Source organism: Variovorax sp. Soil_C_33, from assembly GCF_057656935.1.
On sequence record NZ_JBDGJK010000009.1, the window covers coordinates 216,562 to 242,171 of the forward strand.

Here is a 25,610-nt window from a genome sequence, read left to right on the forward strand (position 1 = left end):
GGCGGCTTCCGGCTGCCAGCCCTCGCTCCTACAGTGTCCTCATCCAAACGATGAGGAGGTGCACGATGAGCCCGCAAGACATCCGCAAGGTCCTGGTGCTGGGCGCCGGCAAGGTCGGCAGCACGGTGGCCGACATGGTGGCCGAGCACCACCACCTGCCGGTCACGCTCGCGGACCGCACGCATGCCCATGCCGAGCCCGGCGACCGGCTGGTCGAGCGCGTCACGCTGGACGTGGAGGAGGGCGCGGCGCTGGCAGCCGTGCTGGCGGGGCACCAGGTGGTGATCAATGCCTTGCCCTTCTATCTCGCGGCCCGTGTGGCCACGGCGGCGCGGGCGCAGGGCGTGCACTACTTCGACCTGACGGAGGACGTGGCGGCCACCGCAGCCATCCGTGCGCTGGCCGAGGGCGCATCCACGGTGCTGATGCCGCAGTGCGGGCTGGCGCCGGGCGTGATCGGCATGTTGGGCATGCAGCTGGCCGGCCGTTTCGACACGCTGTACGACCTGCATCTGCGCGTCGGGGCGCTGACGCGCCACGCCACCAACCGGCTGCGCTACAACTTCACCTGGAGCATCGACGGCCTGATCAACGAGTACTGCAACCCGTGCGCGGCCGTGGTGCAGGGCCGGCCCGTGTCGCTGCAGCCGCTGGAAGGGCACGAGACCCTGGTGCTCGATGGCGAGGCCTTCGAGGCCTTCAACACCTCGGGCGGGCTGGGCACGCTCGGCGAGACGCTGGCGGGCCGCGTGCGCAACCTCGACTACAAGTCCCTTCGCTACCCCGGCCACCGCGATGCGATGGATTTCCTGCTGCACGACCTGCGCCTGGTCGAGCGCCGCGACCTGCTGCGCGAGGTGCTGGAGCATGCCGTGCCCCACAGCCGCGAGGACACGGTCATCGTGTTCGCGTCGGCATCGGGCGAGCGGGGCGGACGCTTCGAGCAGCAGACCCGCTTGGCCTGCATCGACGGCGGCCGGCTGCGCGGCGTGGACCGCACCGCGATCGAGCTCGCCACGGCCGCCGGCGTGGTCGGTGTGTTCGAACTGCTGCACGCCGGCCGACTGCCGGCGCAGGGCTTCGTGGGGCAGGAGCAGGTCTCGCTCGAAGCCTTCCTGTCCACGCGTGTCGCCAACTGCTATGCGGCGCTGGGCGACACCAAGGCCGGCGCGTCGCAGGCGCCTGCGGTCGCTCATCGGGCGCTTCATGCCGGCAGGCGCGCGCGGAGCAACGCCGCAAAGCAGACGTAGAGGCCGGGTCGATTGTTGGTGAAGAGGAAACGGTGAGCTTCCGCCGGGTGGCTTCTGCGCTGCCGATGCGGCTTCAAACTCAGACCTCGCACTGCAACAAGCCGCGGCACGCTTCGCCGGGGCTCCCTTCCAAGGCTTCTCCACCCATGAATGCACCCTGCACCTCATGCGCCGATGCGCTGCCCTCTGTTTCTGAAACCACCGAAACCCCGCGCTCCGCCTGGCTCGCGGTCGGCTCTATCGCCATCGGAACCTTCTCGATGGTGACGACGGAATTCCTGCCGATCGGCTTGCTGACCGACATCGCCGCCGGCCTCAACGTCAGCGACGGCACGGCAGGCCTGATGGTCACGATGCCGGGCGTGCTGGCCGCCTTCGCCGGGCCGGCGTTGATCGTCGCCTCCGGCCGCCTCGACCGCCGTACCGTGATGATCGCGCTCTCCGGTCTGTTGGTCGCGTCGAACCTGCTGGCCGCCTTCGCGCCCAACTTCGCGACCATGCTGGTGGCGCGCTTCCTGCTCGGCCTGTGCATCGGCGGCTTCTGGACCTTCGCGCCGGGCGCCGCCACGCAACTGGTGCCGGACATGTCGAAGGCGCGCGCCATGTCGCTCGTGTTGGCGGGCGTCTCGGCGGCGACGGTGTTCGGCGTGCCGGCCGGCGCCTTCATCAGCAACTTCGCCGGCTGGCGTGCGGCCTTCGCGGTGACCGGGCTGCTCGCGGCCGTCGTGCTGGCGGCGCAGATCTGGCTGCTGCCGGCCATGCCGCCGGCACGCGCGATTCGCCCGCGCGACCTGCTGACGCCGCTCACGCGGCGCATGGCGCAGGTCGGGCTGCTGGCGGTGCTGTTCCTCATCGCCGGGCATTTCGCGGCCTATACCTACCTGACGCCGCTCCTGCAGCAGACCTTCGGGCTGGCGCCGGGCGCGGTGACGACGCTGCTGCTGGTCTATGGCGCGACCGGCTTCATCGGCACCTTCGTCGGCGGCAGCCTGGTGGCGCGCAGCGTGCGCGGCACCACGCTCTTGGCGACGGTGCTGCTCGCGGCGGCGCTGTTGCTGTCGACCGTGGCCGGCAGCGGGATCGTGGCCGGCGCGGCGGTGGTGGTCGTCTGGGGCCTGGCCTTCGGCCTGATTCCGGTCTCGCTGACCGGCTGGATGATGGAAGCCGTGCCCGATGCGCAGGAGGCCGGGCAGGCGTTGCTCGTGAGCGGGTTCCAGGTCGCCATCGCGTCGGGCGCGCTGGTCGGCGGCCTCGTGGTCGACAACCATGGCATCTCGAGCACCATGCTCTTGAGCGCCGCGCTGGTGCTCGTGGCCACCGCCGTCGTCGGCACGCTGGGCCGTGGGCAGCGGCCGCAGGCGCGCTCAGCCGCTTGACGGCACCGCGCTGCGGCGATCGACCTTGCGGCTCAACACCACCGAGGTGTGGGTGTGCTGGATGCCCTCGATCAGCCCGATGCGGTCGAGCAGGGCGTCGAGCTGCTCGTTGGTTTCGCAGCGCAGGGCCAGCATGTAGTCGTACTGGCCGCTGACGGCCGAGAGCTCCTCGACCTCCGGCAGCCGCTCGAGCGCACGGACCACGGCGGTGGCCGACTTCGGCGCCACGCTGAGGCCGCAGTAGGCCCGCACCGCGGCATGTTCGAGCCGCTGCCCGAGGCGCACGCCGTAACCGCCGATCACGCCCTCGCGTTCCAGCCGCGCGATGCGCGCCACCACCGTCGTGCGCGCCACCTTGAGCTTGCGCGCGAGCTCGGCAGCGGGCTCGCGGGCATTGGCCTGCAGCAGGCTCAGCAAATGGCGATCGGTGTCGTCCAACTATTCGACTTCGGCGATCAGTTCGATTTCGACGCAGGCACCCAAGGGAACCTGCGCCACGCCGAAGGCGCTGCGCGCATGCGCGCCCTTCTCGGGGCCGAAGACCTCGGCGAAGAAATCGCTGGCGCCGTTGGTGACGAGATGCTGCTCGGTGAAAGTGCCGACCGAGTTGACCAGGCTCATCACCTTGACGATGCGCTTGACCTTGTTCAGGTCGCCGACCGCGGCCTGCAGCGTGCCGAGCAGGTCGATCGCGATCGCGCGCGCGGCCTGCTTGCCTTCGTCGGTGCCGAGCGTGGCGCCGAGCTGGCCGACCCAGGGCTTGCCGTCTTTCTTGGCGATATGGCCGGAGAGGAACACCAGCTTGCCGGTCTGCACATAGGGCACATAGGCGGCGGCAGGAGCCGACACCGGCGGCAGCGTGATGCCGAGGATGGAAAGTTTGTCGTAAACGCTCATAGAGGGTCCTCGTCTTGTTGGGATTGCGATTGTGATTGCGTCTGAGTCGGCATTTGTGACTGCGCCGATTGCGCCGATTGCGCCGCTTGCCGCGCCTCGGCCCGCAGCTCTTCGAGCGGCCGCACAGTGACGCTGACGTCGAGCGTGTGGCGCGCGCCGCCGTGCAGCACGCCGCGCATCGGCGAGACGTCGGAATAGTCGCGGCCGATGGCCAGCACCACGTAGTCCTCGCCGGGCTGGCGCCCGTTGGTCGGGTCGAACTCGGCCCAGTCGCCGGGCCCGTCGTCGCCGGGCAGGTAGACCGAGACCCAGGCATGCGAGGCATCGGCGCCGACCAGCCGCGGGCGCCCGGGCGGCGGCTGCGTCAGCAGATAGCCGCTGACGTAGCGCGCCGGCAGGCCCAGCGTGCGGAAGCAGGCGATCATGATGTGGGCGAAGTCCTGGCACACGCCGTGGCGCTGCGCCAGCGCCTCGATCGCCGGCGTGCTGATCTCGGTGCTCTCGGTGTCGTAGACGAAGTCGTGGTACATGCGCAGCGTGAGGTCCATCGCCGCGTCGAACACCGGTCGGCCGGGCGCGAAGCTGGGTCGCGCGTAGGCGGCGAACTCATCGTGCCGCGGCACGTAGCGCGAAGCGAAGACGAATTCGGAGGCCGGATCGAAGGGCAGGTCCTTGGCGTAGCGGAAGCGCTCGCGCACCTCCTCCCAGGGCAGTGTGAGCGACGCCGCCGGCGACAGCGCCGGCACCCCGGTCTCGACCACGCTCTCGGCCGTGACCACCAGTTCCTCGTGCGTCGAATCGAGCGCGAAGAAGGCGCGCGCGTTGCCGTAGACATCGGGCGACTCGCCGCGCTGCGCGGGCTTGGGGCTGATCGCGAGGGCGTGGCTCACCAGCCGCTGCGAGCCGGTTGCCAGCGGCTTCAGGTGCGCGAGATGCTGCGCGGTCTCGACCGGCGGCGTGTAGGCGTAGCGTGTTTCGTGGGTGACGTGCAGCAGCATGGTCAGGCTCCGACGGAGCGGAGGGACTCGGAGGTCAGGGTGAAGTAGCGGATGCCGATGGCGTCCGAGACATGGTAGGCCGCCGTCTCGCAGTTCTCGAGCACATTCTCCAGCGCGGGATGGCGTCCGTCGGGCCCGGCTTCGCAGAGATGTTCGAGCGTCCACGTGGCCGGGTCGGGCAACTCGTGCGAGAGGGCAGTGAGCTTGCCCGGCGCGCTGCCTGCCAGCCGCGCGATGCGGCCGCGCAGCGTCTGCGTCACCCAGGCGAGCGACCGCGGGTTGTCGCCGTCCTGCACCAGCAGGTCGACCAGCGTCGCCACGTCGCGGCGTTGCTGATAGCGCGCATGGAAGGTGATCGTGCTGTCGAACAGCGCGACCATGGCCTCGAAGCCGCTCACCTCGTGCACCGAGCCGATCTCGAGGCCGGCCGCCAGCGAACTGGAGAGGAACCCGAGCCGCTCGATATGGCGGCCGATCGAGAGCAGCCGCCAGGCGTCGTCGCGCGTCATACGGTCGGTCTGGGCGCCGGTGATCGCGGCCAGCGCGGCGCTGGTCGATTCGAGCATGCGCAACGCGCCGGCGCTCGCATAGCTGCCTTCGCCGCGCTCGCCGGCCTGCTCGGCGGCACGGCGCAGGAATTCGGCCTCGGCGCGCACGATCTGATTCCAGTTGTCCTGCGACAGCCGCTCGCGCACCGCGGCCGCGGCCTGGCGCACGCAGCGCAGGCTGTAGCCGACGCTGCCGCCTTCTTCGACGTCGCCCAGCTCCGCGATCAGCGCGCGTTCGAACACGCGGCGCGATTTCGGGATGGTCGGTACATCGCGCGGCACCAGCGCATTGCGCAGCGTCAGCCGGTGCAGCCAGCTCAGGAGCGCCGGCGAGGACTGGTCTTCGCCGCCGAGCACGTCGAGCGTGAGCCGCGCGAGGCCCACCGCGTTCTCGGCGCGCTCGGTGTAGCGGCCGAGCCAGAACATGTTCTCGGCCGCGCGGCTGGTGACCGGTGCGCGGTGCCGCGCCAGCGAGGCCGGCGTGGCGTGCGGCTGCAGCAGGGTGGTGCGATCGACCTCGCCGTGGGTCTGCACCCAGACGTCGGCGCTGCTGCCGCCGCGCTGCATCGAGGCGATCTGCGCATCCGCGCCCGCGAGCCGCGCCAGGCCGCCGGGCAGTACGCGCCACGACTTTGCGCCGTCGCTGACCGCGAACACGCGCAAGAGCACCGCGCGCGGCGCGATGTGACCGGCGCCGAGGTCCTGCGTCCAGGTCGGCATCTGCGACAGCGGCAGGTAGCTCTGCACCGTGTGCTCGTCGCCCTGGCGCACGATGCGGCCTGCCCATTCGTCGAGCTCGCGGCGTCCCATGCGGCTGCCGAGCACGGCATCGAAGCTGGTGTGGGAATCGTCGCCCGGGTAGGTGGACTTGATCGCGCAGCTGTCGAGCTGCGGCAGCACCGCTTCCATGGCGGCGCGTTCGCCGCACCACCAGGTGGGCAGGGCCGGCAGTTGCAGCTTCTCGCCGATCAGGCGGCGCGCCAGCGCCGGCAGGAAGCCGAGCAGCGCAGGCGACTCCAGGAAGGCCGAGCCCGGCATGTTGGCCACCAGCACGTTGCCGGCGCGGATCGCCTGCAGCAGGCCCGGCACGCCGAGCGTGGAGTCGGGGCGCAACTCGAGCGGGTCGAGGTACTGATCGTCGAGCCGCTTGATCAGCCCGTGCACCGGGCGCAGGCCCTGCAGCGTCTTGAGGTAGAGGCGCTGGTCGCGCACCGTGAGGTCGCTGCCTTCGACCAAGGTGATGCCGAGGTAGCGCGAGAGGTAGGCGTGCTCGAAATAGGTTTCGTTGTAGGGCCCCGGCGTGAGCAGCGCGATGTGCGGCGGCTGGCCGGCAGGGCACATGTGCTGCAGCCCTTCCATCATCGCGTGGTAGGTCGCGGCCAGGCGCTGCACGTGCAGCGCCTCGAAGGCCTGCGGGAACTGGCGCGCGATCGCGAGCCGGTTCTCGAGCAGGTAGCCCAGGCCCGAGGGTGCCTGCGTGCGCTGCGACACCACCCACCAGTTGCCGTCGGGTCCGCGCGCCAGGTCGAAGGCGGCGATGTGCAGCCAGGTGTCGCCGGGCGGCTTGACGCCGTGCATCGCGCGCAGGTAGCCCGGATGGCCATGCACCAGCGCGGACGGCAGCAGGCCCTCGGCCAGCAGCTGCTGCGGCCCGTAGACGTCGGCCATCACGCGGTCGAGCACGCGCGTGCGCTGCAGCACGCCGGCCTCGATCTGGGCCCAGCTCTCGGGCGAGACGATCAGCGGAAAGAGGTCGAGCGACCAGGGCCGCTGCGGTCCGTCGGCATCGGCGTACACGTTGTAGGTGACGCCGTTGTCGCGGATCTGCCGCTCGAGGCTGACCGCGCGCCGCGGCAAGTCGTTGAAGCCGGCAGCGCCCAGCTGCTGGAAGAAGTCGGCCCAGGCGGGCGCGAGCGGCGGGCGCTCGCGCGGGGGGGCTTCTTCGGCCTGCGCGGCCGAAGGCACGGACGAGGCCTCGTACAACGGCGCCGGCTGGGAGGGCGCGCCCAAGCGCGGGGCCGTGATCGGCGTGGCGGCGCCGCGCAGTTCGTCGAAGTGGCCCGGCGCGGCCGGCGGGGCGAGCGCCGAGGCCAAGTCGGCGGGTGACTCCAGGGCCTGGGCGTCGAAGAGGGATTCGTTCAGTGGGTCCACGGTGTGTTGATTGTCACACCCTGGTCACCGACATTGGCTCACCGGCGCAAATCCAACGTGAAGGGGAATTCCCGGCTGCCCGCGAGCTCGATGGTGGCCGGCGGCGTGCGCAGCAGGCCGGGCGTATGGCCCATGCGCGAGAAGCGCGAGTGGCGCCGGCTCTCGGCCTCGTAGGCGTTGACCGGGAAGGTGTCGTAGCTGCGACCGCCCGGATGGGCGACGAAGTACTGGCAGCCGCCCAGCGAGCGCTTCATCCAGGTGTCGACCAGGTCGAAGGTGAGCGGCGCATGGACGCCGATGCTGGGATGCAGCGCCGAGGGCGGATTCCAGGCCTTGTAGCGGATGCCGGCCACGAATTCGCCGACCGTGCCGGTGGGCTGCAGCGGCAGCACCTGGCCGTTGACGGTGACGACGTGGCGGCTTTCGTTGAGGCCGGTCACGCGCACCTCGATGCGTTCGAGCGAGGAGTCGACATAGCGCACGGTGCCTCCGGCCGAGCCTTCCTCGCCCATCACGTGCCAGGGTTCGAGCGCATTGCGCAGCGACAGCTCGACGCCCATGGACTGCACCTGGCCGACCAGCGGGAAGCGGAACTCCAGGTGCGGCGCGAACCAGTTCGGATCGAAGGCGAAGCCGGCTTGCCGCATCTCGCTGATGACATCGTCGAAGTCCATCTTGACGAAGGTCGGCAACAGGAAGCGGTCGTGCAGTTCGGTGCCCCAGCGCGTGGCGGGCGCCTGGTAGGGCTCGTCCCAGAAGCGGGCGATGAAGGCGCGCAGCAGCAGCTGCTGCGCGATGCTCATGCGCGCATGCGGCGGCATTTCGAAGGCGCGCAGCTCCAGCAGGCCGAGGCGGCCGGTGGCGGAGTCAGGCGAGTAGAGCTTGTCGATGCAGAACTCGCTGCGGTGCGTGTTGCCGGTGACGTCGACGAGGATGTTGCGCAGCGTGCGGTCCACCATCCAGGCCGGCATGTTCTGGCCGTGGATCTCGCGGTTGCGCGCGATTTCCTTGAGGGCGATCTCGAGCTCGTAGAGCTGGTCGTTGCGCGCCTCGTCGACGCGCGGCGCCTGGCTGGTCGGGCCGATGAACATGCCCGAGAACAGGTAGCTCAGCGACGGGTGGTTGTGCCAGTAGAGCAAGAGGCTCGCGAGCAGCTCGGGCCGGCGCAGGAAGGGGCTGTCGGCCGGGGTGGCGCCGCCCAGCACGAAGTGGTTGCCGCCGCCGGTGCCGGTGTGGCGGCCGTCGGTCATGAACTTCTCGGCCGACAGGCGCGTCTCGAAGGCCGCGTTGTAGAGGAACTCGGTGTGCGCCACCAGTTCGCGCCAGTTGTGCGCGGGATGGATGTTGACCTCGATCACGCCGGGGTCGGGCGTGACCTGCAGCATCTTCAGGCGCGGATCGCGCGGCGGCGGATAGCCTTCGAGCACCACCTGCACGCCCAGCTGCTCGGCCGTGGCTTCGACCGCGGCGACGAGGTCGAGGTAGTCCTCCAGCCGCGCCAGCGGCGGCATGAAGACGTAGAGCACGCCCGAGGCGCTGCCGACCTTCTCGGCGGCGGGTCCGTTGGCGCGGCGCGGGTCGCGCACCTCCACGCACAGCGCGGTGCGCGTGACCCAGTGCGCGGACTCGCCGCGCCGCGGCTCGCGCGTCGTGGTCGGATCGGAGGAGGCCGCGGCCGCGCGCGCCGCCGCCGGGTTGCCGTGCGCGGCCTGGAAGCGCAGCGCGGCCGGCGACTGCTGCGGCACGCCGAAGTCGTAGGGCACGGCGCCCAGATCGGCGGGCGCGGCGGCGAGCCCGCCTTCATAGCGCGCACGCAAGAGGGTGGAGGCGGGCAGCGGCGCGCGCGGCGCAGTGGGGTCGCGCTCCACCAGGTAGGGATAGTCGCCCTTGCTGACCCAGGGCTGCGAATCGAGCGGCAGGCGATAGCCCATCGGCGAATCGCCGGGGACCAGGTACATGCGATCGTCGCGCAGGAACCAGGGGCCGGTCTTCCAGCCCGGGCCGGCGAGCGCGGGTGCATCGGTGTCGGCGTTAGCGGCCTCGATGGGCAGCATGTAGCCGATCACCGCGTCGAGCTTCTGCGTGAACACGCGGCGCAGGCGCACGCGCTCCAACTCGTCGTCGAGCTTCGAATCGAAGGGGTCGACGTTCACCGGCAGCCGGCGTTCGCGCCAGAGGTAGTAGTAGACGTCTTCGTAGCCGGGCTGCACGAAGCGGTCGGTGAGGCCGAGCTTGTGCGCGAGCGCGCTGGTGAAGCGGCGTGCGTCTTCGCTCGTGTAGTGGGTGGGCGTGCGCTCGTCGGCGAAGAGCTCGGGCTTGTGCCACAGCGGCTGGCCGTCGGCGCGCCAGAAGATCGACAGCGCCCAGCGCGGCAGCTGCTCGCCCGGGTACCACTTGCCCTGGCCGAAATGCAGGAAACCGCCCTGGCCGTATTCGGCGCGCAGCTTGTGCACGAGCTCGGTCGCGTAGCCGCGCTTGGTGGGGCCGAGGGCGTCGGTGTTCCATTCGGCGGCATCGCGGTCGGCGGTGGCGACGTAGGTGGGCTCGCCGCCCATCGTGAGGCGCACGTCGCCGGCATTCAGGCGCGCGTCGACTGCATCGCCCAATGCCAGCACCTCGGCCCATTGCTCCTCGGTGTAGGGCTTGGTGACGCGCGGCGACTCGTGGATGCGCGTGACCTTCATCTCGTGGGCGAAGTCGACCTCGGCTTCGTCCACCGCGCCTTCGATCGGCGCCGCGCTCGAAGGCGTGGGCGTGCAGGCGAGCGGGATGTGGCCCTCGCCGGCCATCAGGCCCGAGGTGGCGTCGAGCCCGATCCAGCCGGCGCCGGGCAGGTAGACCTCGCACCAGGCATGCAGGTCGGTGAAGTCGACCGTGGTGCCGCTCGGGCCGTCGAGCGCCTTCACGTCGGGCGTGAGCTGGATCAGGTAGCCCGAGACGAAGCGCGCCGCCAGCCCGCAATGGCGCAGCAGCTGCACCAGCAGCCAGCCCGAGTCGCGGCAGGAGCCGGAGGCATTGGCCAGCGTCTGCTCGGGCGACTGCACGCCCGGCTCCATGCGGATCAGGTAGCCGACGTCCTTCTGCACCTGCTGGTTGAGGCCGACGAGGAAGTCGATGGTGCGCTGCGTCTTGCGGTCGATCTTCTCGAGGTAGGCTGCCACCAGCGGCGTGGCGGGGTCGGCCACGAGGTAGGGCGCGAGTTCCTGCGCCTGCGACTCGGTGTATTTGAAGGGGAAGTTCTCGGCCTGCGGCTCGAGGAAGAAGTCGAAGGGGTTGTAGACCGCCATCTCGACCACGAGGTCGACCGTGACCTTGAACTCGCGCGTCTTTTCGGGGAACACCAGGCGCGCCTGGTAGTTCGCGAACGGGTCCTGCTGCCAGTTGACGAAGTGCTGTTCGGGTTCGACGCGCAGCGAGTAGGAAATCACGTTGCTGCGGCAATGCGGCGCGGGACGCAGGCGGATCACCTGCGGACCCAGCTGCACCGGACGGTCGTACTTGTAGTGGGTGACGTGGTGGAGAGCGGCGTGAATGGACATTTTTTCTCGTGACGTCGAGGGTGCCTCGGGGTGAGACGCATACTAGCCCACACGGATAGCAATTAGCGCGCCACAGAGAGCGTGTCAGGGAGTGATTGCTGCATGTCATCGAGGACCGTTGCATGAGGCCGGGCGCGGAGCCACGCGGCCTGGCTTTCTTTGCCGCCATGGCCGGCTTGGTGCTGGGCGCTGCGCTGCAGTTGCAGCAGGCGGCGCTGTGGGACCGGGCTGTCTATAGCGGACTGCTGCTTGTCGCGGCGGCCGTGTGGCTGTCGTTGCGCCGATGGCGGCGCTCGGCCCTGGCCATGCTGCTGCTCGGCGCGATGGTCGGCGCCGGTCTCGCGGGCTGGCGCGCGGCCGTCTATGCGGGCGATGCGCTGGCGCCCGCGCTCGAGGGACGCGACCTGCAGGTGGTGGGCATCGTCTCGCAGATGCCACAGCGCGGCGATGGGGCCGTGCGCTTTCTCTTCGATGTCGAGTCGGCGCGCTGAGCCGGCGGCAACGACCATGGCATGCCGCGCGTGCCGCGGCGCATCGCGCTCGGCTGGTATGACGACAACACCAGCCTCTGGGGCCGCGCGGCCGACGATGCGCTGCGCGCCGAGAGCGCCGCCGCGCCCGGCCCGGTGCATGCGGGCGAGCGCTGGCGCATGGTGGTTCGTCTCAAGGCGCCGCACGGCAATCTCAATCCGCACGGCTTCGACCACGAGCTGCGCCTGTGGGAGCAGGGCGTGCAGGCCAGTGGCTATGTGCGCACCGGTCCAACAAACGCCGAGCGCATCGGCCAGAGCTGGCGCCACCCCGTCGAGCGGGCGCGCGAATCGGTGCGCGATGCGATCCTGGAGCGGGTGGCCGACCGACGGCTGGCCGGCGTGATCGCGGCGCTGGTCACGGGCGACCAGAACGCCATCGACCGCGCCGACTGGGACATCTTCCGCGCCACCGGCGTCGCGCACCTGATGTCGATCTCGGGGCTCCATATCACGATGTTCGCTTGGCTCGCCGCCTGGCTGGTCGGCGCGCTCTGGCGCCGCAGCGGCCGGCTGATGCTGTGGTGGCCGGCGCCGCATGCGGCGCTGGCGGGCGGCGTGCTGCTCGCCACGCTCTATGCGCTTTTCAGCGGCTGGGGTCTGCCTTCGCAGCGCACCGTGTGGATGCTGGCCGCGGTCGCGCTGCTGCGCCTCGCGAGGCGGCGCTGGCCCTGGCCCTTCGTTTGGCTCTGCACCTGCGCGCTGGTCGTGGCCCTCGATCCGTGGGCGCTGATGCAGCCTGGCTTCTGGCTCAGCTTCGTCGCGGTCGGCGTGTTGTTCGCCACCGGCGCCGCGGGGCCCGAGGCCGGGGTCATGGGCGTGAAGGCGCGGCTCGCGCGGATGTGGCGCGAGCAATGGACGGTGACGCTGGCCCTGGCGCCGCTCGGCCTGCTGCTATTCCAGCAGGTATCGGCCGTCGGGCTGGTGGCGAATGCGGTCGCGATCCCGTGGGTGACGCTGGTCATCACGCCGCTGGCGATGCTCGGCGTGCTGTTGCCGCCGCTGTGGGACCTGGCCGCGTGGGCGGTGCAGGCGCTCGCGCTGCTGCTGCAATGGCTGGCGCAGTGGCCGCTGGCGACTTTCTCGGCGCCCGCGCCTGCGCTGTGGGCAGCCGTGGCGGGCGTTGCCGGCGGCGTGCTGCTTGCGATGCGCCTGCCGTGGTCGCTGCGCGCGCTCGTGCTGCCGCTCGTGCTGCCGGCGCTGCTGTGGCAGGCGCCGCGGCCGGCGCCGGGCGAGTTCGAACTGCTCGCCGCCGACGTCGGGCAAGGCAATGCGGTGCTGGTGCGCACCGCCACCCTCAGCCTGCTCTACGACGCCGACCCGCGCTACAGCGTCGAAAGCGATGCCGGCCACCGCGTGCTGGTGCCGCTCCTGCGCGCCTTCGAGGAAAAGCTGGCGACCGTGTTACTGAGCCACCGCGACAGCGACCACACGGGCGGCGCGCCCGCGGTGCTCGCGATGCAGCCGCAGGCCGAGCTGCTGAGCTCGATCGAGGCGGCGCATCCGTTGCAGAAGCTGCGTGCTGCCCGACGTTGCGTGGCTGGCCAGCGCTGGACGTGGGACGGCGTGGACTTCGAGATCCTGCATCCGGTCGAGGCCGACTACGCCGGCTTCACCAAGCCCAACGCCGTCTCCTGCGTGCTGCGCATCGGCAACGGCCGTGCCGCGGCGCTCCTGGCCGGCGACATCGAGCGGCTGCAGGAAGCGGCCCTGGTGGCGCGCACGCCAGGGCTGCGTGCCGATCTTCTGCTCGTGCCGCACCACAGCAGCAAGACTTCATCGAGCGCTGCGCTGCTCGATGCGGTGCAGCCGCGCATCGCGCTGGTCCAGGCCGGGTACCGCAACCGATTCGGGCATCCGGCCGAGGAAGTGGCCGCGCATTATCGCGGGCGCGAGATCGCAATCGTGGACTCCGCGCACTGCGGTGCCGCCACGGGCAGCCGGCCGAACTGCAGTGCCAGCGCCGGACTGCGAACGCTACTGGCACCACGTTGTCCCGTAGAGGCACTGGCCCTGAACTTGCTAAGCTACGGCCAAGGAGATTGGTCGTTCCATGCACAAATTCGACGAGATGTACGAGCAGCTGCCCTACACCGGCGCAGCGGTCCGAAACCATTACAAGCGCTACGACCAATGGCTCGCGAAGCAGCCCGGCGAGGTGATGCGATCGCGGCGCGAGGAGGCGGAAATGATCTTCCGCCGGGTCGGCATCACCTTCGCCGTGTACGGCGCGAAGGACGAGGACGGGTCGGGCACCGAGCGCCTGATTCCCTTCGACCTGCTGCCGCGCATCATTCCCGCGCACGAGTGGGAAAGCATGGAGAAGGGGCTGGTGCAGCGCGTGACCGCGCTCAACCGCTTCATCCACGACGTCTACCACGGGCAGGAGATCGTCAAGGCCGGCGTGATTCCGTCCGAGCAGATCTTCAACAACGCGCAGTACCGCCCCGAGATGGTGGGCGTGAAGGTGCCCAACGACATCTACTCGCACATCTCCGGCATCGACATCGTCCGCGCGCCGGATGCGGCCGGCAACGGCGAGTATTACGTGCTCGAAGACAACCTGCGGGTGCCCAGCGGCGTGAGCTACATGCTGGAGAACCGCAAGATGATGATGCGGCTCTTTCCCGAGCTGTTCAGCCAGAACCGCGTGGCGCCGGTGGCGCACTATCCCGACCTGCTGCTCGAAACCCTGCGCGCTTCCGCGCCGCCTGCGACCGCCGAGCCTACCGTGGTAGTGCTCACGCCCGGCATGTACAACAGCGCCTACTTCGAGCACGCCTTCCTCGCCCAGCAGATGGGCGTGGAGCTGGTCGAAGGGCAGGACCTGTTCGTCAAGGACGACTTCGTCTACATGCGCACCACGCGCGGCCCGCGCCGCGTGGACGTGATCTACCGCCGCGTCGACGACGATTTCCTCGACCCCGAGGTGTTCCGCCCCACGTCGACGCTCGGCTGCGCCGGCCTCATGCGCGCTTACCGCGAGGGCAACGTGGTGATCTGCAATGCCGTCGGCACCGGCGTGGCGGACGACAAGTCGATCTACCCCTACGTGCCGAAGATGATCGAGTTCTACCTCGGCGAGAAGCCGATCCTCAAGAACGTGCCCACCTACATGTGCCGCAACAAGGACGATCTCGACTACACGCTGGCCAACATGAAGGACCTGGTGGTCAAGGAGGTGCACGGCGCCGGCGGCTACGGCATGCTGATCGGCCCGGCGGCCACGCATGCCGAGATCGAGGATTTCAAGAAGGCCGTGCTCGCCAAGCCCGACGGCTACATCGCGCAGCCGACCCTGAGCCTGTCGACCTCGCCCACCTTCGTGGAGGCCGGCATCGCGCCGCGCCACATCGACCTGCGCCCCTTCGTGCTCTCGGGCAAGGAAGTGCAGATGGTGCCCGGCGGCCTCACGCGCGTGGCGCTCAAGGAGGGCTCGCTGGTCGTCAACTCGTCGCAGGGCGGCGGCACCAAGGACACCTGGATCCTCGAAGGGGACCGGCGCGCCAAGCCGCGGGCGGAATCGCAGTCGCAATCGCAAACCCAAAACCAAGTTGGCTGATCAGGGGAGCACCACAGCATGTTGTCACGCACCGCCGATCACCTCTACTGGATGTCGCGCTACACCGAACGGGCCGAAAACACCGCGCGCATGTTGGACGTCAACTACCAGACATCGCTCTTGCCGCAATCGGCCGAGGTCGCCAAGTACGGCTGGCAGGGCCTGCTCTCCATCAGCGAACTGCTGCCCTTGTTCAACGAGAAGCACGAGCAGATCGTGCCGGACAAGGTGATGGAGTTCATGGTCAAGGACGAGTCCAATCCCTCGTCGATCGTCTCGTGCCTCCGAGCCGCGCGCGAGAACGCGCGTGCCGTGCGCGGCGCGCTCACCACCGAAGCCTGGGAGACGCAGAACACGACCTGGCTCGAGGTCAACCGCATGCTGCGCGCCGGCGAATTCGAGCGCGACCCGGGCCAGTTCTTCGAATGGGTCAAGTTCCGCTCGCACCTCTCGCGCGGCGTGACCCTGGGCACCATGCTGCAGGACGAGGCCTTCCACTTCTCGCGGCTCGGCACCTTCCTGGAGCGCGCGGACAACACGGCGCGCCTGGTCGACGTGAAGTTCCATGCGCTCAACAGCGAGTTCTTCGGCACCGCCACCGAGGAAGACCAGGAGTACGACTTCTATCACTGGAGCGCGATCCTGCGCAGCGTCTCGGCCTTCGAGGTCTACCGCAAGGTGTACCGCGACGTGATCAAGCCCGAGCGCGTGGCCGAGCTGCTCATCTTGCGCGCCGACATGCCGCGTTCGCTGCATGCGAGCCTGGTCGAAGTGGTGAGCAATCTTGCGAAGGTGCAGAACGACCAGAGCGCGGAGACGCAGCGGCGTGCGGGGAAGCTGCTGGCCGATCTGCAGTACGCGCGGGTCGATGAGATTCTGGCGACCGGACTGCATGCCTACCTCACGCAGTTTCTCGATCGGGTGAATGAGTTGGGGTGGCGGATCAGTCAGGACTTTTTGGTGCCTGGGCACTGAGCAGTTTCCGACTGCAAGGCGGCGGCTGCGGCGCAAACGTGAAACACCAGCTTTCGGACGACCGAATCGCGTATCTCACCCGTCCCTTTTCTCACACTGGAAGGTTTTGGGGCGCCGCGCTGGTTGCGTGTTTCGTTGCACCTTATGGCTTCTGGAAGCTCTTGCCATTGCAGGCTGCACAGATTGCGGTATTGGCAACCTTCTTGCTCGCTGCTGCGTCCGTCGGCGTCTTCGTGGTATTGGTGCGGCGTCTAATGAGGCCCGCCAAGAGCACCCTCAAGAGCACCGCCGTTGATGTCACACCGACCGGCGTGTGGCGAGAAACCTCCACTGCACGGACTCTGTTGATGCCTGGCGCAGCGGTCAAGAGCGTGACCCTTTATAGGAACAAGCGCAATGAACTCTCTCGGATCGTCTTGGACAGCGGAAGCAATCAAGTGGAACTCTCGGGCCTTGCGGATATGGAGGGTTTGCTCGCCGACCTCCGAGACACATACGCGCGGGCGAAGTTTGTGGAGAACTCGGCGGCATAGCGCCCGTAGCCGCCCACAACCGAATCTTCGGAGCGGACGTATGAATCGCCACATTTCGCCGATCGTCCTTGCCTTCTGCCTTCTTGCCCACGTTGGAATAGCCGCCGGCGGAGAGCTGCCCTTCATTGGGACGTGGTCCACTGACCTTCGAGCCCGGCCGAACGACAGCGCAATGTTGAATGCGGAACGGCAGAGTTTGTTCTGACCCAAACAGGAAATGCTGGCGAACACAGGATGTCGGTTGCCGGGTGCGGTCGCCTCAGGGAGGGAGGTCCGCGGGGGCGACGACTATCTCTACGACTACAGCGGCGGCGACGACACCTACCGCTATCGCTCGGGCGATGGCAACGACTGGGTGAGCGATCAGGGCGGCACCGACACGCTGGAGCTGCTGGACTTGAATCCTGCGGACGTGCGCATCGGCGAAGGCCACTGTGGCCACAACCGGCTCATCGATCAGCGCACCGGCCAGGCTATCACGCTTGGTTTGGGGCTAGGCGACACCAGCTGGTCCAACTTAACTACTCTGTGGAGCAGGTGAGGTTTGCCGACGGTACGGTGTGGGGTACCGAGCAGTTGCGCAACGCCGTGAACGCCAATGAAACTGTGACGGGTGGCGCAGAGGTCGATACGCTGGAAGGCTTTGGCGGCAACGACACGCTCGCGGCGGCGCCGGCAGCGATACGCTGCGCGGCGGTACGGGCAACGATACCTACCTGTTCGGCAGGGGCTCGGAGAGCGATCGGATCGAAGAAAACGATTCGAGTGCAAGCGCCATCGACACACTTGAAGCGGAGCCCGGCATCGACGTCGATCAGCTTTGGTTCCGATCTGGAGGTCTCGATCATCGGCACAAACGATCGGATGCTGATCTCGAACTGGTATCTGGGCGGTGCCTACCGCATCGAACAATTCAAGACCAGCGATGGCCAGACTCTGCTCGACAGCCAGGTGCAGGATCTGGTGCAGGCCATGGCCGGCTTCGCGCCACCGGCTGCAGGGCAGACGACGCTGCCTGCGAGTTACCAGAACAGTCTGGCGACGGTGATTGCGGCGAGCTGGCAGTAGTGCAGCTTGAACTCGCTGCACAAGATGATCTGCGCCATGCAGCAGTTCGCCACGTAGGTCCAACAGGTGCGGCGCTATTTCAACTTTGCCCTCGCGCCACCGCCAGCTCCGCGCGCAATGCGGCAAAAGCGCCTGCGGGATTCGAAGCGCGTGATATGAGGTTGCCTACTACCACGTGCGTCGCGCCGGCATCAATGGCCTGCGTTGCAGTGGCGGAGCGCGCGTGGTCGCTTTTTGAGTTGCCTGCCAGCTGTATGCCGGGCGTGACGATGAGGGTGCCCGGCGGGAGAGTCTCGCGGAGCAGCCGGGCTTCTAACGGTGACGCTACGACACCATGGCAGCCAGCCGCGGCTGCAAGCCGCGCCAGGCGCAGCACCTGTTCTGGCACCGTGGAGACCATGCCAACTTCGTGCAGGTCCTCGTCGCCCATGCTGGTGATGACGGTGAGCGCGAGCACCTACAGTTCAGGGAACCGGCTTGCGGCCTCGACTGCGGACCGAAGCACGGCTGAGCCCCCAGAGGCATGGACGGTCACCATCGAAGCCCCGATGTTTCCGGCTGCGGAAACTGCTGCCGCTACCGAGCTCGGAATTTCCAGCAGCTTGAGGTCCAAGAAAACCCTCTTGCCGGCGTCCACGAGCTCGCGCACGACCGAAGGGCCGGCCGCCGTCAGCAACTGCAGGCCCACCTTGTAAATCGTAGCTGCTGGGCCCAACTGCGTCACGAGGTCTGCCGCCGACGCGGCGGTGGGGAAGTCAAGCGACACGATGATGCGACTGTCCAAACCATCTATCTCGTCCACAAGCCGACCCTTCTCATGGAAGACCAGTTGCGACCGCAGCTTCGAGCGGCCGAAGCGGCCCTGATAGTACGCGGCCATCGCCCAAGGACCAGTTCACTGGTCACGCCGGTCGGGATCACAGGTGGGGAATATAGGTAGGGGATGTCCCCGCGTTCGAGGGGTTGAGGCCCGCCCGCCAACAGGTCGACAATGCAATCTTCGCATCGCGTGGCAATTGCAGGGATGACGGATTAGGCTGGCACCGGCCCAAGCGCCTATTTGGCCGGCGATGTTCGGGCTAGCCATGGGGGCATGCGCGATGAAAAACGATGTCAACACGAAGGCGCGACTCGCGTTCCTGGCGTTCCTGCTTGTATCGATTCTCGCTGGGGCGATCTGGTACTACGTTTCCGTACGCGATTACGTGAACTATCAGATCTCCACCGAGGAGTCGGTCTCCGGCCTCATTGCCGATGCTCCTGTCGAATTCCACGGCGTCGATGTGGGAAGGGTGAAAAGCGTCAAGCTGGTCCGGTCGAATTTGGTGCGCATCTTGTTGAGTATCGACAAGACCGCTCCGATCACCTCGGCCAGCGTCGCCACGATCACCTCGCGTGGACTCGCTTCGCGAGGATTCACCGGCTACGTCTACATTGCCATCGAAGACGTCGGCGTCGATTCGCGGCCGCTGGCAGCACGGCCGGGCGAACCTTATCCGACGATACCGACGGCGCCGCCGAGATCAATGACGCTCGATGGGACGCTGACTCAGATGAACGAAAATGTCCAAGCCGTCACTGATCTGCTGCAATCGACATTCGACGAGAAGACCATCGCATCGCTGAAGCAATCGGTCGACAACTTGCAGCAAGTAACCAAGGTACTGGCGGAAAATTCCAGGAAGCTGAACTCGATCGTTGCCAATACCGAGCGCGCGAGTCATCGCCTGGAGCCTTTGCTGGAATCGAGTCATGACACGGTGAGAGCGCTCCAGACGCAAGTCCTGCCTGAAGCTCACAAGACGCTGTCCAATCTCGATGCTCTGTCCGGTTCCCTCTCCGGCGTGGCGACCAGGATCCATCGAGACCCGTCGATCCTGATTCGCGGCACCAGGCCTCCGCCGCTTGGGCCCGGGGAAGAAAAATGAAGGGCGGTATGGCGAGGGCGGCGCTGGTCGCGCTGTGCGCCATGCTGTTCTCGGGCTGTGCCCTGTTATCGCCGGTCGATACTGCCGCCAAGAAATATGTGCTGAGCGGCATCCCACTCGACCTGCCCAACGAACGGACTCGCTCGGCGACCCTGTTGGTTCTGGTCCCCGAAACCCATCCGGCCTATGGCACGACGCAAATGGCCTATGCCACCCAGGCCCATCAGATCGCGTATTTCAGTCGGAATGAATGGGCGGAAACACCAGCGCAGATGATGCTGCCTCTGATCGTCAGGACGATTTCGAGTACGCGCTATTTCAGCGAGGTCCGGTCGCCTCCTCATTTTGGTCGCCACACTTTCGCTCTTCGCACCGAAATCCTGGAGCTCAAGCAGGACTTCACTTCGGACCCGGCAATACTGCAGCTCACGATGCGCTTCCATCTAAGTCGCGAGGCAATGAATCGGGTTGTTGCGGCCAAGGAAGTGTCGGTGCGTGAGCCCTTGCGGGAGAGAAACCCCGCCGCCGGGGTCTTGGCGGCCAATGAGGCCGCGGTAAAGGTTCTGCAGGAACTCGCCAGGTTCGTGGTCGAGAAAGCGCGTTAGGGCAGCATCTTGCGCAAGGTATCGTCCTTGAACACGAAGTGATGCCTCAGCGCCGCGCCCACATGGACGACTATGACAAGCACGAGCACATAAGCGAGCCACTTGTGGACATCGATGAGTCGCTGAAACAGCTGCTCGTCGCGAGGAAGGAAATCAGGCAGCGTGAACAAGCCAAAGAGCGATACGGGGATGCCGGCGGCGGAAGACATGAGCCAACCCGTCATCGGCAAGACGAACATCAGTGCGTAAAAGGAGAGATGGACGAATCGGGCGGCGATTTTTTGCCAATCAGGCAGGTGTGCAACCAGTTGCGGGAGCACATTCGTCAAACGCCAGCCCCAGCGCACCGCAAGCAAGACGAGAGCCAGCAAGCCAAGCTGCTTGTGGTAGAGGATCAGCGTGATCTTTTTTGTATTGAAGCCGGCATCGGGAAGCGTGACCATGTAGATACCCAACACCAAAAGTCCGATGACGAGAAAAGCCATCAACCAGTGGAGCAGGATCGCAACAGCGCCATAGCGGTCCTCGGTGTTCTCGATCGAGGTCATGGCATCAAACCAGCGTCGCCCTCCGCACCGCCAGTTCCCACCGCTCCATCTTCTCCTCCGCCTTCACCCGGCTCAGTGTCGGCATGAAGCGGCGCTCGACGCGCCACTGCTTCGACAACTCGCCCACGTCGCGGTACACGCCGGTGGAAAGCCCCGCAAGGTAGGCCGCCCCCAGAGCCGTGGTCTCGATGACTTCCGGCCGCACCACCGGAATCCCCAGCAGGTCCGCCTGGAACTGCATCAGCAGATCGTTGACCGCCGCGCCGCCGTCGACGCGCAGTTCCGCCACCGGCGTGCCGCCCGCAGCCACCGCATCGCGGCTCATTGCTTGCAGCAGCGCTGCGCTCTGGTACGCGATGCTCTCCAACGCCGCGCGCGCGATGTGCGCCACCGTCGTGCCGCGCGTGAGTCCGGTGATGGTCCCGCGCGCATCGGCATTCCAGTAGGGCGCGCCGAGACCGGTAAAGGCCGGCACCATCATCACGCCGCCCGCATCGGGCACGCTCTCGGCCAGCGCCTGCACCTGGGCGCTGCCCTGGATGGCTTTCAGGCCGTCGCGCAGCCACTGCACCACCGCGCCGCCGACGAACACGCTGCCTTCCATCGCGTATTGCGGCTGCGCGCTGGTCTGCGCCGCGCTGGTCACGAGCAGGCCGTTCTGCGAAGGCTGGAAGGCGCCGCCGGTGTGCATCAGCAGGAAGCAGCCGGTGCCGTAAGTGTTCTTGGCCATGCCGGCCTCGAAGCAGGCCTGGCCGAAGAGGGCGCTCTGCTGGTCGCCCGCCACGCCGCCGATGGGCAGGCGGCGCTCGAACAGGCCTGCATCGGTGTCGGCGAAGTGCGCGCTGGAAGGCTTCACGTCGGGCATCAGCGAGGCGGGGATGTCGAGCGCCTTCAGCAGATCGGCATCCCACTGGTTGCTGCGCACATTGAAGAGCATGGTGCGCGAGGCGTTGCTCACGTCGGTCACGTGCACCTTGCCACCGGTCAATTGCCAGATCAGCCAGCTGTCGACGGTGCCGAAGGCCAGCTCGCCGCGATCGGCCGCGGCGCGCGCGCCGGGCACGTTGTCGAGCAGCCAGCGCAGCTTGGTGCCGGAGAAGTAGGCGTCGATCACGAGGCCGGTCTTGTCGCGGATGGTGTCGGTCATGCCGTCTTCGCGCAGCTTGGCGCACAACGGCTCGGCGCGCCGGTCCTGCCAGACGATGGCGTGGTGCACCGGTTGGCCGGTCTGGCGGTTCCACAGCACGGTGGTCTCGCGCTGGTTGGTGATGCCCAGCGCGTGGATGTCGCTCGCTGTGAGCTTGGCTTTTGCGAGCACGTCGCGCGCGGTCGCGAGCTGGCTGCTCCAGATCTCCATCGGGTCGTGCTCGACCCAGCCGGGCTGCGGGTAGATCTGCGTGAGCTCTTGCTGGGCGATGGCGACGATGCGGCCCTCGCGATCGAAGACGATGCTGCGGGAGCTCGAGGTGCCCTGGTCGAGGGCGAGTAAATAGGTCATCTCAATGGTCCTTGGGTGCGATCTCGCAGCGCACTTGTGCGCGCTCGAGCAGCTCCGGAAAGGGCGGCGGCGGCTCGGCGTCGGTGAAGAGGCAATCGATCTGCGACAGCTTCGCCAGCTCGATCATCGCAGGGCGATTGAACTTGCTCGCGTCGGCCGCGAGCCAGACCTCGCGCGCTTGCGCAATGATGGTCTGCGCCACCTTCACCTCGCGCAGGTCGAAGTCGCGCAGCGTGCCGTCGGCCTCGATGCTGGAAACGCCGATCAGCGCAATGTCGACCTTGAACTGGCGGATGAAATCCACCGTGGCCTCGCCCACGATCGCACGGTCGCGCAGCCGCACCGAGCCGCCCGCCACGATCACTTCGCAGTTCGGGTTGTCGCTCAGGATGGTCGCCACATTGAGGTTGTTGGTGATCACGCGCAGCCCCGTGTGCTGCAGCAGCGCCTTCGCGATCGCCTCGGTGGTGGTGCCGATGTTGAGTATCAGCGAGCAGTCGTTCGGCACCCGCGCGGCCACGGCGCGCGCGATGCGCGCCTTGCCTTCGGCATTGAGCGTTCCGCGCTGCTGGTAGCCGATGTTCTCGGTGGTCGAGCTCGGAACCCGCACGCCGCCATGGAAGCGCATCAGCAGGCCTTCGTCGGCCAGGCGCTGCACGTCGCGGCGCACGGTCTGCAGCGTCACTTCGAGCATCTCGGCCAGCTGTTCGACCGTGATCGAGCCGCGGGCGCGGACGGTGTTGAGCAGCTTGAGTTGGCGGGGATTGGAGTTCACTGCAAAAGGAAGAGAGCGCGGGGCGCGCTACTTTAGAACGAAAAAAAACGAATGGATTTAAGGGTTAACGCCAGGGAAAATCGCGCCATAAGGAATCAAAATGAAAGAATACGAAAACGCCACAGGCGCAATAAGTGAACAAATTCACAGGTCCATCTCTCCGTCTGCCGTGAGCGCCATTCCCCCATCCACCTCTGCCGCCATCACCCACTGCGACGTGCTCATCGTCGGCGGCGGCATCAATGGCTGCGGCATCGCGCGCGATCTCGCAGGGCGCGGCTTTCGCGTGCTGCTGTGCGAGAAGGACGACCTCGCGGCGCACACCTCGTCGTCGTCCACCAAGCTGATCCACGGCGGGCTGCGCTACCTCGAGTACTACGAGTTCTCGCTGGTGCGCAAGGCGCTGCAGGAGCGCGAAGTGCTGCTCAAGAGCGCGCCGCACATCATGTGGCCGCTGCGCTTCGTGATGCCGCACGACCCTTCGATGCGGCCGGCGTGGATGGTGCGCATCGGCCTCTTCATGTACGACCACCTAGCCAGGCGCGAGGTGCTGCCGGGCTCGCGCGCCATCGACCTGCGCAGCCACGCGGCCGGCGAGCCGCTCAAGCCGCAATTCAAGCGCGGCTTCGTCTACTCCGACGGCTGGGTCGACGACGCGCGGCTGGTGGTGCTCAATGCGCTCGATGCGCGCGCCAAGGGCGCCGAGTTGCTGACGCGCACGCGCTGCGTGAGCGCTCAACGCGATGCCGGCGGCTGGACCGCGCTGCTCGAATCGGCGGACGGCGGCCAGCGCACCGTGCGTGCGCGCGCAGTGGTCAACGCGGCCGGGCCCTGGGCCGAATCCTTCCTGCGCGGCGTTGCCCACGCGGCCAAGGGCGAGGCGCTCGCCACGCGGCATCTGCGCCTCGTCAAGGGCAGCCACATCGTGGTGCCGCGCCTCTTCCAGCACGACCACGCCTACATCTTCCAGAACCCCGACAAGCGGATCATCTTCGCAATCCCCTACCAGGACGACTTCACCCTGATCGGCACCACAGACATCGAGCTGAACGGCGACGACCCAGGCGCGGCGCGCATCGGCGCGGACGAGATCGACTACCTCTGCACCCAGGCCAGCCGCTATTTCGAGAAGCCCGTCGTGCCGGCCGACGTGGCCTGGACCTACTCGGGCGTGCGGCCGCTGCTCGACGACGACTCGGGCGACCCGTCGGCGGTGACGCGCGACTACATGCTCGAGTCGAACACCGCAGCGGCGCCGCTGCTCTCGGTGTGGGGCGGCAAGATCACCACCTTCCGCAAGCTCGCTGAGGACGCGGCCGACGAGGTCGGCCGCATGCTCGGCGAGGCGCGGCCGGCGTGGACCGAGGGCGCCTTTCTCGCGGGCGGCGACCTGTCGGACTGGATCGGCGCTGCCGCGCGGCCCGACGACGATTTCGAGCGCTTCGTGGCGGCCGTCCATTCGAAGTACCCGTGGCTCGATGCCGCGCTGGCGCGCCGGCTGGCGCGTGCCTATGGCGCCCGCATCTCGCAGGTGATCGGCGACGCGCAATCGATGGCCGGGCTCGGCGCCGCCGTGGCGCCCGGCCTGCACGAGCGCGAGCTGCGCTACCTGCAGGACGAGGAATGGGCCTGCAGCGGCGACGACGTGCTGTGGCGCCGCTCCAAGCTGGGCCTGCATTTGACACCCGAACAACGCGAGCGCGTCGGCGCCTGGATGCAGGCCAACGCGTCGCGGCAGCAAGAGGCAATTTCATGCAATTGACACTCGAGCGCGTCACCAAGAAGGTGGGCGCCCAGACCTGGCTCTACCCGCAGAGCATCGCGCCGAAGCACGGCGCGGTGACGGTGCTGCTGGGCGCCACGCAGGCCGGCAAGACCAGCCTGATGCGGCTGATGGCCGGGCTCGACACGCCGACCGAAGGCAAGGTGCTGGTCGACGGCAAGGACGTGACCGGCGTGCCGGTGCGCGAGCGCAACGTCGCCATGGTCTATCAGCAATTCATCAACTACCCCTCGCTCAAGGTGGCGGAGAACATCGGCTCGCCGCTCAAGCTGCGCGGGGAGAAGAACGTCGATGCCAAGGTGCGCGAGCTGGCCGACAAGCTGCACATCGGCATGTTCCTCGACCGCTACCCGGCCGAGCTCTCGGGCGGTCAGCAGCAGCGCGTGGCGCTGGCGCGCGCGCTGGCCAAGAACGCGCCGCTGATGCTGCTCGACGAGCCGCTGGTCAACCTCGACTACAAGCTGCGCGAGGGCCTGCGCGAGGAACTCACGCAGCTCTTCGCCACCGGCGATTCGACGGTGATCTACGCGACCACCGAGCCCGGCGAGGCCTTGCTGCTGGGCGGCTACACCGCGGTGATGGATGCCGGCGAGCTGCTGCAGTACGGCCCCACCGCCGAGGTGTTCCATGCGCCGCAGTCGTTGCGCGTGGCGCGCGCCTTCAGCGACCCGCCGATGAACCTGCTGGCCGGCCGCGTGGTCGCCGGCGGCGTTCAGCTCGAAGGCGGGCCGATGCTGCCGGTGGCGCTGCCGGACGGCGTCGAAGGTGCCGTGACCATCGGCCTGCGCTCGAGCGCGTTGAACGTGAACGCCGGGGAGGGCGACATCGCCTTGCCCGGCAAGGTCGAGCTGGCCGAGATCTCGGGCTCCGACACCTTCGTGCACGCCGAGACGCTGGTGGGCGAGCTGGTGGCGCAGCTCACCGGCGTGCACCGCTTTGAGCTCGGCACGGCCATCACCCTGTACTTCGCGGCCTCGCAAGCCTACGTATTCGACGCCGGCGAGCGGCTCGCCGTGGCGCCGGCCTGGCGCAGGAAGGAAGCCTGA

Annotated in this window: 18 protein-coding genes and 3 pseudogenes; 12 read left to right on the forward strand and 9 right to left on the reverse strand. The window is 67.8% G+C overall.

Going from position 1 to position 25,610, the window contains the following annotated elements; genetic code table 11:
* The first annotated feature begins 65 nt into the window (after nt 1–65).
* Both AC3A6B_RS16205 and AC3A6B_RS16210 read left to right on the forward strand, forming a co-directional pair.
* On the forward strand, nt 66–1,250 hold the full coding sequence (locus AC3A6B_RS16205) for a saccharopine dehydrogenase family protein (RefSeq protein ID WP_487837701.1): 1,185 nt from the start codon (nt 66–68) through the stop codon (nt 1,248–1,250).
* A 146-nt stretch (nt 1,251–1,396) separates the two neighbouring features.
* On the forward strand, nt 1,397–2,626 hold the full coding sequence (locus AC3A6B_RS16210; protein WP_487837702.1) for an MFS transporter: 1,230 nt from the start codon (nt 1,397–1,399) through the stop codon (nt 2,624–2,626).
* Here AC3A6B_RS16210 and AC3A6B_RS16215 read toward each other — a convergent pair.
* The 5 genes from AC3A6B_RS16215 to AC3A6B_RS16235 are packed head-to-tail and all read right to left on the reverse strand — an operon-like array spanning nt 2,615 to nt 10,759.
* Nucleotides 2,615–3,064, reverse strand: a complete 450-nt coding sequence (locus AC3A6B_RS16215; RefSeq protein WP_487837703.1) for an Lrp/AsnC family transcriptional regulator — start codon at nt 3,062–3,064, stop codon at nt 2,615–2,617. The two genes, AC3A6B_RS16210 and AC3A6B_RS16215, sit on opposite strands and share 12 nt — an antisense overlap.
* Nucleotides 3,065–3,523 (reverse strand): RidA family protein, encoded by a 459-nt coding sequence (locus tag AC3A6B_RS16220; protein WP_487837704.1) that lies wholly within the window; start codon nt 3,521–3,523, stop codon nt 3,065–3,067.
* On the reverse strand, nt 3,520–4,521 hold the full coding sequence (locus tag AC3A6B_RS16225) for a transglutaminase family protein (RefSeq protein ID WP_487837705.1): 1,002 nt from the start codon (nt 4,519–4,521) through the stop codon (nt 3,520–3,522). The genes AC3A6B_RS16220 and AC3A6B_RS16225 overlap by 4 nt, the downstream gene beginning before the upstream one ends.
* 2 nt (nt 4,522–4,523) lie before the next feature.
* Nucleotides 4,524–7,220 carry a circularly permuted type 2 ATP-grasp protein gene (locus AC3A6B_RS16230; protein WP_487837706.1) on the reverse strand — a complete coding sequence of 899 codons (2,697 nt, stop codon included), beginning with the start codon at nt 7,218–7,220 and terminating at the stop codon, nt 4,524–4,526.
* Between the two features lie 38 nt (nt 7,221–7,258).
* Nucleotides 7,259–10,759: a transglutaminase family protein gene (locus AC3A6B_RS16235; protein ID WP_487837707.1), complete on the reverse strand. Its 3,501-nt coding sequence runs from the start codon at nt 10,757–10,759 to the stop codon at nt 7,259–7,261.
* 167 nt (nt 10,760–10,926) lie between these two features.
* Between AC3A6B_RS16235 and AC3A6B_RS16240 the strand changes: the two are divergent.
* The 6 genes and pseudogenes from AC3A6B_RS16240 to AC3A6B_RS16265 all read left to right on the forward strand — a co-directional run.
* A pseudogene (locus AC3A6B_RS16240) lies at nt 10,927–13,155 on the forward strand (DNA internalization-related competence protein ComEC/Rec2); the annotation flags it as partial.
* Between the two features lie 187 nt (nt 13,156–13,342).
* Complete coding sequence (locus tag AC3A6B_RS16245; protein ID WP_487837708.1) at nt 13,343–14,851, forward strand: circularly permuted type 2 ATP-grasp protein; 1,509 nt, start codon at nt 13,343–13,345, stop codon at nt 14,849–14,851.
* Between the two features lie 18 nt (nt 14,852–14,869).
* The gene (locus AC3A6B_RS16250; RefSeq protein ID WP_487837709.1) at nt 14,870–15,826 is read left to right on the forward strand and encodes an alpha-E domain-containing protein; all 957 of its coding nucleotides are present in this window, start codon (nt 14,870–14,872) and stop codon (nt 15,824–15,826) included.
* Nucleotides 15,827–15,864: 38 nt separating this feature from the next.
* On the forward strand, nt 15,865–16,359 hold the full coding sequence (locus tag AC3A6B_RS16255) for a hypothetical protein (protein WP_487837710.1): 495 nt from the start codon (nt 15,865–15,867) through the stop codon (nt 16,357–16,359).
* Between the two features lie 217 nt (nt 16,360–16,576).
* Nucleotides 16,577–16,900, forward strand: a complete 324-nt coding sequence (locus AC3A6B_RS16260) for a hypothetical protein (RefSeq protein ID WP_487837711.1) — start codon at nt 16,577–16,579, stop codon at nt 16,898–16,900.
* Nucleotides 16,901–17,238: 338 nt separating this feature from the next.
* Nucleotides 17,239–17,427: pseudogene (locus tag AC3A6B_RS16265) on the forward strand (hypothetical protein); the annotation flags it as partial.
* Nucleotides 17,428–17,506: 79 nt separating this feature from the next.
* On the opposite strand, the pseudogene pyrF reads toward AC3A6B_RS16265, so the two are convergent.
* Nucleotides 17,507–18,307: pseudogene (gene pyrF / locus AC3A6B_RS16270) on the reverse strand (orotidine-5'-phosphate decarboxylase).
* Between the two features lie 220 nt (nt 18,308–18,527).
* Between pyrF and AC3A6B_RS16275 the strand changes: the two are divergent.
* Complete coding sequence (locus AC3A6B_RS16275) at nt 18,528–19,355, forward strand: MlaD family protein (RefSeq protein WP_487837712.1); 828 nt, start codon at nt 18,528–18,530, stop codon at nt 19,353–19,355.
* A complete protein-coding gene (locus AC3A6B_RS16280; protein ID WP_487837713.1) occupies nt 19,352–19,960 on the forward strand; it encodes an ABC-type transport auxiliary lipoprotein family protein in 609 nt (202 codons plus the stop codon). The genes AC3A6B_RS16275 and AC3A6B_RS16280 overlap by 4 nt, the downstream gene beginning before the upstream one ends.
* Here the strand turns inward: AC3A6B_RS16280 and AC3A6B_RS16285 are convergent.
* The 3 genes from AC3A6B_RS16285 to AC3A6B_RS16295 are packed head-to-tail and all read right to left on the reverse strand — an operon-like array spanning nt 19,957 to nt 22,781.
* The gene (locus tag AC3A6B_RS16285) at nt 19,957–20,508 is read right to left on the reverse strand and encodes a cytochrome b (RefSeq protein WP_487837714.1); all 552 of its coding nucleotides are present in this window, start codon (nt 20,506–20,508) and stop codon (nt 19,957–19,959) included. The two genes, AC3A6B_RS16280 and AC3A6B_RS16285, sit on opposite strands and share 4 nt — an antisense overlap.
* A 4-nt stretch (nt 20,509–20,512) precedes the next feature.
* Nucleotides 20,513–22,006 (reverse strand): glycerol kinase GlpK, encoded by a 1,494-nt coding sequence (glpK, locus tag AC3A6B_RS16290; protein ID WP_487837715.1) that lies wholly within the window; start codon nt 22,004–22,006, stop codon nt 20,513–20,515.
* A 1-nt stretch (nt 22,007) separates the two neighbouring features.
* Nucleotides 22,008–22,781, reverse strand: coding sequence for a DeoR/GlpR family DNA-binding transcription regulator (locus tag AC3A6B_RS16295; RefSeq protein ID WP_487837716.1), 774 nt, complete (start codon nt 22,779–22,781; stop codon nt 22,008–22,010).
* Nucleotides 22,782–22,881: 100 nt separating this feature from the next.
* Between AC3A6B_RS16295 and glpD the strand changes: the two genes are divergently transcribed.
* Nucleotides 22,882–24,543: a glycerol-3-phosphate dehydrogenase gene (glpD, locus tag AC3A6B_RS16300; protein ID WP_487837717.1), complete on the forward strand. Its 1,662-nt coding sequence runs from the start codon at nt 22,882–22,884 to the stop codon at nt 24,541–24,543.
* Nucleotides 24,534–25,610, forward strand: coding sequence for an ABC transporter ATP-binding protein (locus tag AC3A6B_RS16305; protein ID WP_487837718.1), 1,077 nt, complete (start codon nt 24,534–24,536; stop codon nt 25,608–25,610). The genes glpD and AC3A6B_RS16305 overlap by 10 nt, the downstream gene beginning before the upstream one ends.

What these genes read in the sequence shown, in the direction of transcription:
- AC3A6B_RS16205 (WP_487837701.1), top strand. Translation starts at nt 66, where the DNA reads ATGAGCCCGCAAGACATCCGCAAGGTCCTGGTGCTGGGCGCCGGCAAG.
- AC3A6B_RS16210 (WP_487837702.1), top strand. Translation starts at nt 1,397, where the DNA reads ATGAATGCACCCTGCACCTCATGCGCCGATGCGCTGCCCTCTGTTTCT.
- AC3A6B_RS16220 (WP_487837704.1), bottom strand. Translation starts at nt 3,523, where the DNA reads ATGAGCGTTTACGACAAACTTTCCATCCTCGGCATCACGCTGCCGCCG.
- AC3A6B_RS16225 (WP_487837705.1), bottom strand. Translation starts at nt 4,521, where the DNA reads ATGCTGCTGCACGTCACCCACGAAACACGCTACGCCTACACGCCGCCG.
- AC3A6B_RS16235 (WP_487837707.1), bottom strand. Translation starts at nt 10,759, where the DNA reads ATGTCCATTCACGCCGCTCTCCACCACGTCACCCACTACAAGTACGAC.
- AC3A6B_RS16245 (WP_487837708.1), top strand. Translation starts at nt 13,343, where the DNA reads ATGCACAAATTCGACGAGATGTACGAGCAGCTGCCCTACACCGGCGCA.
- AC3A6B_RS16250 (WP_487837709.1), top strand. Translation starts at nt 14,870, where the DNA reads ATGTTGTCACGCACCGCCGATCACCTCTACTGGATGTCGCGCTACACC.
- AC3A6B_RS16260 (WP_487837711.1), top strand. Translation starts at nt 16,577, where the DNA reads ATGCTGGCGAACACAGGATGTCGGTTGCCGGGTGCGGTCGCCTCAGGG.
- AC3A6B_RS16275 (WP_487837712.1), top strand. Translation starts at nt 18,528, where the DNA reads ATGAAAAACGATGTCAACACGAAGGCGCGACTCGCGTTCCTGGCGTTC.
- AC3A6B_RS16280 (WP_487837713.1), top strand. Translation starts at nt 19,352, where the DNA reads ATGAAGGGCGGTATGGCGAGGGCGGCGCTGGTCGCGCTGTGCGCCATG.
- AC3A6B_RS16285 (WP_487837714.1), bottom strand. Translation starts at nt 20,508, where the DNA reads ATGACCTCGATCGAGAACACCGAGGACCGCTATGGCGCTGTTGCGATC.
- glpK (WP_487837715.1), bottom strand. Translation starts at nt 22,006, where the DNA reads ATGACCTATTTACTCGCCCTCGACCAGGGCACCTCGAGCTCCCGCAGC.
- glpD (WP_487837717.1), top strand. Translation starts at nt 22,882, where the DNA reads ATGAAAGAATACGAAAACGCCACAGGCGCAATAAGTGAACAAATTCAC.
- AC3A6B_RS16305 (WP_487837718.1), top strand. Translation starts at nt 24,534, where the DNA reads ATGCAATTGACACTCGAGCGCGTCACCAAGAAGGTGGGCGCCCAGACC.